7 protein-coding genes and 1 pseudogene are annotated in these 4,461 nt (G+C 52.9%); 3 read left to right on the top strand and 5 right to left on the bottom strand.

The window, feature by feature from the left end:
* Nucleotides 1–103 precede the first annotated feature (103 nt).
* A pseudogene (locus LBF07_RS24805) lies at nucleotides 104–469 on the bottom strand (relaxase/mobilization nuclease domain-containing protein); the annotation flags it as partial.
* A gap of 208 nt (nucleotides 470–677) precedes the next feature.
* Complete coding sequence (locus tag LBF07_RS24585; RefSeq protein ID WP_001347450.1) at nucleotides 678–1,001, bottom strand: MobC family plasmid mobilization relaxosome protein; 324 nt, start codon at nucleotides 999–1,001, stop codon at nucleotides 678–680.
* Nucleotides 1,002–1,639: 638 nt separating this feature from the next.
* On the opposite strand from LBF07_RS24585, the gene LBF07_RS24580 reads away from it, so the two are divergent.
* From LBF07_RS24580 to LBF07_RS24570, 3 genes are all read left to right on the top strand, one after another.
* Nucleotides 1,640–1,753: a hypothetical protein gene (locus LBF07_RS24580; protein WP_032634168.1), complete on the top strand. Its 114-nt coding sequence runs from the start codon at nucleotides 1,640–1,642 to the stop codon at nucleotides 1,751–1,753.
* 329 nt (nucleotides 1,754–2,082) lie between these two features.
* Nucleotides 2,083–2,514 (top strand): DUF6530 family protein, encoded by a 432-nt coding sequence (locus LBF07_RS24575; protein WP_053274236.1) that lies wholly within the window; start codon nucleotides 2,083–2,085, stop codon nucleotides 2,512–2,514.
* Between the two features lie 83 nt (nucleotides 2,515–2,597).
* Nucleotides 2,598–2,927, top strand: a complete 330-nt coding sequence (locus tag LBF07_RS24570; RefSeq protein WP_052909321.1) for a hypothetical protein — start codon at nucleotides 2,598–2,600, stop codon at nucleotides 2,925–2,927.
* Between the two features lie 182 nt (nucleotides 2,928–3,109).
* On the opposite strand, the gene LBF07_RS24565 is transcribed toward LBF07_RS24570, so the two are convergent.
* From LBF07_RS24565 to LBF07_RS24555, 3 genes are all read right to left on the bottom strand, one after another.
* A complete protein-coding gene (locus LBF07_RS24565; protein ID WP_224435168.1) occupies nucleotides 3,110–3,586 on the bottom strand; it encodes a hypothetical protein in 477 nt (158 codons plus the stop codon).
* Nucleotides 3,587–3,756: 170 nt separating this feature from the next.
* Nucleotides 3,757–3,972, bottom strand: a complete 216-nt coding sequence (locus tag LBF07_RS24560; protein ID WP_058671277.1) for an MbeD family mobilization/exclusion protein — start codon at nucleotides 3,970–3,972, stop codon at nucleotides 3,757–3,759.
* 3 nt (nucleotides 3,973–3,975) lie between these two features.
* Nucleotides 3,976–4,461, bottom strand: coding sequence for an MbeB family mobilization protein (locus tag LBF07_RS24555; protein ID WP_023139312.1), 486 nt, complete (start codon nucleotides 4,459–4,461; stop codon nucleotides 3,976–3,978).

The following is a 4,461-nucleotide window of genomic DNA, read 5'->3' as shown; positions in this document are numbered from 1 at the left end:
AGATGGCTCCCTTCAGTCGGATGTTTCGCCCCCCGTCCGGGTCGGCAATGCTGATGCTGCTTTTTGTGGTGCGTACCACCTCAAAACCTGCGCTTTCCAGCGCCTCAGTGACGTCCTGGCGGGTTTTCAGCTCCCCGGACGAGGCTAAGGCCAGTAAACCCCGTGTAATTGCCTGAGCGGCTTCCTGCTTCGTTTCCGGCAGCGCGGACGGCGTGACCAGCGCCCGCCGGTTTTCAGGCGCGTTCGGGTCATGCAGCCCCAGCCTGCCGTTCACGATGGTCTGCCAGGCATCAATGCGCGGACGGTCGGCGCGGTCGTAATACGGCTGGAGACGCTTGCCGGTCAGCAGCTCCGTGTTCGGGATCAGGAAGTTCAGCTCCAGCCGCCCCTTATCCTGGTGCTCAACCCACAGCACGCTGTACTGGTCTTTATCGAGTCCGGGCATCAGAACACGTTCAAAGCTCGCCATCAGCTTTTCGCGCTGCCCGGGCGGTAAATCCTTTTCGGCAAAGGACAGGACGCCGGATGTGTACTTTTTTGCGTAGGGCGAGGCGTCGATAAGCTCCCTGACTTCTTCCGGCTTCCCCTGCAGAACGGTGGCGCCGTCGCGCTGTCGGTCTTTCCCCAGCAGATAATCCACCGGACCGGCGCCACCGCCGCGCCCTCGCGGGTGAAACTTAACGATCATCGTCTGCACCCTTTTCCAGCACGGCATGCCGCAGCCGCTCGAGTCCGGCATCTATGGCCATCAGCGCGGCGACGACCTGCACGCGGTCGTGCCCGCTGCCACCACCGGCGTTAACCTGCCGGGCAATCTGGTTGAGGTTGTTCCCCATGCCGGCAAGCTGACGAAGCAGCGCCGGCGAGAGCGAGGGAAGCTTGCCGGCGCGGGCGGGTTTCTCGTCCAGGCACGTCTGGCGCATCCAGGCTGCAAGCTGTTTACCGTCGCAGCGCTCCAGCAGACGGCGGTGCTCATCTTCGGTCACCCACATCGTGAGCATTTTGCTGCGTTTGTCTGCCAATCCGGCCTCCTGATAACGCCGGGACGGGCGGGAAATCTTTTCCCGGTCGGCGCGGTGTTGGACAAGCCGCAGGCGCGTCAGTGGTTTTAGCAGGTTTCGGGGCGCAGCCCTGAACCAGTCACGTAGCGCTAGCGGAGTGTATACTGGCTTAAAATGTTACAACGCAGTAATGGTTTACGAAAGTGCTTCATGTGGTACCGGGAAATGCAGCACCGGTGTGTAAGTGCGAAATGCAGATCCCGGTGAAATGACGCCTCCTCGCTCACTCGGTCGCTGCGCTCCTGCCGTGAGACTGCGGCGGGCGTTGCCAGCTCACGAATGGCTGGATAAAGAGACTAAGCGGAAATCAGGAAGGGCTGAAAAAGGATGCGGCGTTGCCGTTTTTCCATAGGCTCCGCCCCCCTGCCGAGCATCACAAAATCAGACGCTCAAATCAGTGGTGGCGAAACCCGATGCGGCTTAGAGATACCAGGCGTTTCCCCCTGATGGCTCCCTCGTGCTCCCCCGCATTCCTGCCCTTCGGTTTACCGGTGTCATTCCGCTGTTATGGCCGCGTTTGTCTCATTCCACGCCTGACACTCAGTTCCGGGTAGGCAGTTCGCTCCAGGATGGACTGTATGCACGAACCCCCCGTTCAGTCCGACTGCTGCGCCTTGTCCGGTAACTATCGTCTTGAGTCCAACCCGGAAAGACATGCAAAAGCGCCACTGGCAGCAGCCACTGGTAACTGAGATGTGCGAGAGATTTATCTGGAGTTCTTGAAGTGGGAGCCTGAGAACGGCTACACTGGAAGGACAGTTTTGGTGACTCGTCTCGCACAAGACAGTTACCTGGTTAAGCAGTTCCCCAACTGACCTAACCTTCGATCAAACCACCTCCCCAGGTGGTTTTTTCGTTTTCAGAGCAAGAGATTACGCTCAGCCATAAATGATCTCAAGAAGATCCACGCCAACAACTTCAAATCCATCAATTCACAAAATGTTACACTTACTAATTAGTAAAATAAGTTGTTTTGTTATTTTATTAATTAACAACCTAAATTCACATAAAAGAGAATGATATGAACATCCCTACTCATCTGAAACACAAACCGATTATCGCTGTAGAAAACTATGATCGAATTGATGGACCTTATGCTGATGACACTGATGCTATGGGGCTTTCCGTTGGAATTGCTCAATGGAACACCCCCGGGTATACCGAGCTATCAGCAAAAGTGTGGCGCAACACCGGAGAAAAGTGGTCACGGCAATCAGAAGAATTACCTCTTCATCGTGTTATCGACTTGGCAACGCTTATCTGCATAGCAATGGATTACAGTAAACATGGCCGCTTATCTTCCAGCGACGACTTTCCGGTCAGTCGTTCAGGAGGCAATCCTGAGTTATCTCGTCACATTGATTTAATGAAAAACGAGCTAAAAGAGAATCACGAGTATTTAGATGAGAGTCTTAAGCGTTTAGCAGCAGAACTAAAACGTTTAGGTTATTAACCTCCCCGTGATTTTTTATACCCACCACGGGGAATTAGGTAGTTATTGCCTCTCAGACAGAATAAACAAAAGGAAGCTAGCTAATGAAGATCCTACCAGCTGAACCGGGATTATATTTTTTCGCATCTTTTGAGTCCGGTGCTCACGTTTACAAAGTAGTGGCCTGGTCAGAAAATGAGAATGGTGGTTTAGATCCACAGTGTGTGTTAACGGCCTTATATGACAAGAGCAGTTCCAGCCAGCAATGGGAACTTCACTCAACTTCAGCATCTGCATATCAGCACAGCAATGACGGCAGACCATTTATGTATTTTATCACCTACTTCACCAGCAATGGCGGGATACCTGAACTTTATAACGCAATAAACACACTAGCCGAACGATGGGGATACCCATTAATTGATTTACCATAACATCTCTTGCGCGCACCGCTCAGACGCGCACAGGGCGTTTTTCCGTCCTGAGCCACAAAAGAGCCCGTCTTCTCACCGAAAACCGCCCGGAATCGCGCTGATAAGTTTTGCGTGTATGCATAGCCATGCACGAAAATGAACTAACACTCTGTTCAATGAATTTTCATGCTGTACGCAGTATTTTAGTCTTCTATGCCCCCTCGAAACACGCCTGTTCTTGTGTAGATTTTTTCGACCCAAGATGGCCTTTTATCAGAGTTAATGCAGCCATACAGGAACACACCTGTTTTGGGTTTATAGCTCCCACCCTCCTGTGGCTGGTTATCTACAAATGAATAATCAATCTTTTCACCCTTGACTGAAACACGCCCCCCAACATGAACTAAAGACCAGTGCTCATGCATCACATGACTTTCAATCAATCCAAAAGAAGAAAAACCCCATGAATCAAAAAAAACCTTGAGTCCATCAGATGCATCACCGAGAGAAATGATTGCAAACTCAACCTGCTCACCTGTACCTTCAAGGTAAGAAGGTTTCTCGACGTTAATTACAGACGCCCCCTTCACCTGATAACCTTTACAGGTAAGATATAAGTCCCTCCCGGCTGACGGTTTTGTGTATGTAATGTTCTCCGCAGAAGCGACTGTAAATGACATAACCAAAACTACTGAGACTGAGCAAGCCCAGAAACACTTCATAACGCATCCCTTTTCATTGATTAACTACATTCCAAGCTCAAAACCTTTCTGCCGCTGCGATCGTTCCAGCTCCAGCGTTTTCTGATGCTGCGCCGCCCGCTCCTGCTGCCTGTGAGCTTCAATCGAGTTCAGCCTTTCGACAACCGGCGCAGCTGATCGCTCAAACTCTGCACCTGCCTGCTCAAGCCCGTGACGCGCTCGCTCAGCGCCGCGTTCTCCCGTTGCATAAGACCAGACATCGTCCGCCATTCCGCGAAGGCGTTCTCCCACTCGTCCAGCCTTTTCGAGTAGTCCTGCTGTAGCTGCTCTAATGCGCTCAGCAACTGTTTTTCCAGCTCCGTCATGTGCTATTTCCCCGCCAGTATCATCCAGCTCGAATCCTCTCCGAACCGTCCCGCTTCCGGGTTCACCCTCACGCAGCGGCGTCTCTGCTCTCCGCAGGTCGAGAGCTGCACGCCGCTGTTCCTCTCGGACAGCATGGCCTGCGTGCGCTTCTGCTCCCGGATGGTCGTGTAATTGTCGAGTATCTGCTGCCCCTGCCACCACAGAATGCTTGCGCCCGATGCTGTCAGCAGTGCAGACACCAGGACGATGGTCAGCCACGTCTGGCTGACCATACGCACCATGCCTTTCGTGCGCTGGCTCATGGCTGAGGACAGCTTCCGGTCGTGGTCGAGGATGGCGGCGCTGATTCTCTTCTCGCTTTCGCTCAGTTCCGCTCTGACAGACTTCTCGTGCTCGCTGAATGCGGCTTTCAGCATCTCGCCGGTACTCTGCTGCTGCGCTTTCGATTTCTGCTCTAAGTCCTTTGCCAGCGTTAAAAGACTGTTCAT

It is taken from the genome of Enterobacter cloacae complex sp. ECL352 (assembly GCF_020149545.1).
Lineage (GTDB): Bacteria > Pseudomonadota > Gammaproteobacteria > Enterobacterales > Enterobacteriaceae > Enterobacter > Enterobacter asburiae_B.
The sequence above is the reverse complement of the archived record's forward strand: the minus strand, read 5'-3'. Positions and strand labels throughout refer to the sequence as shown.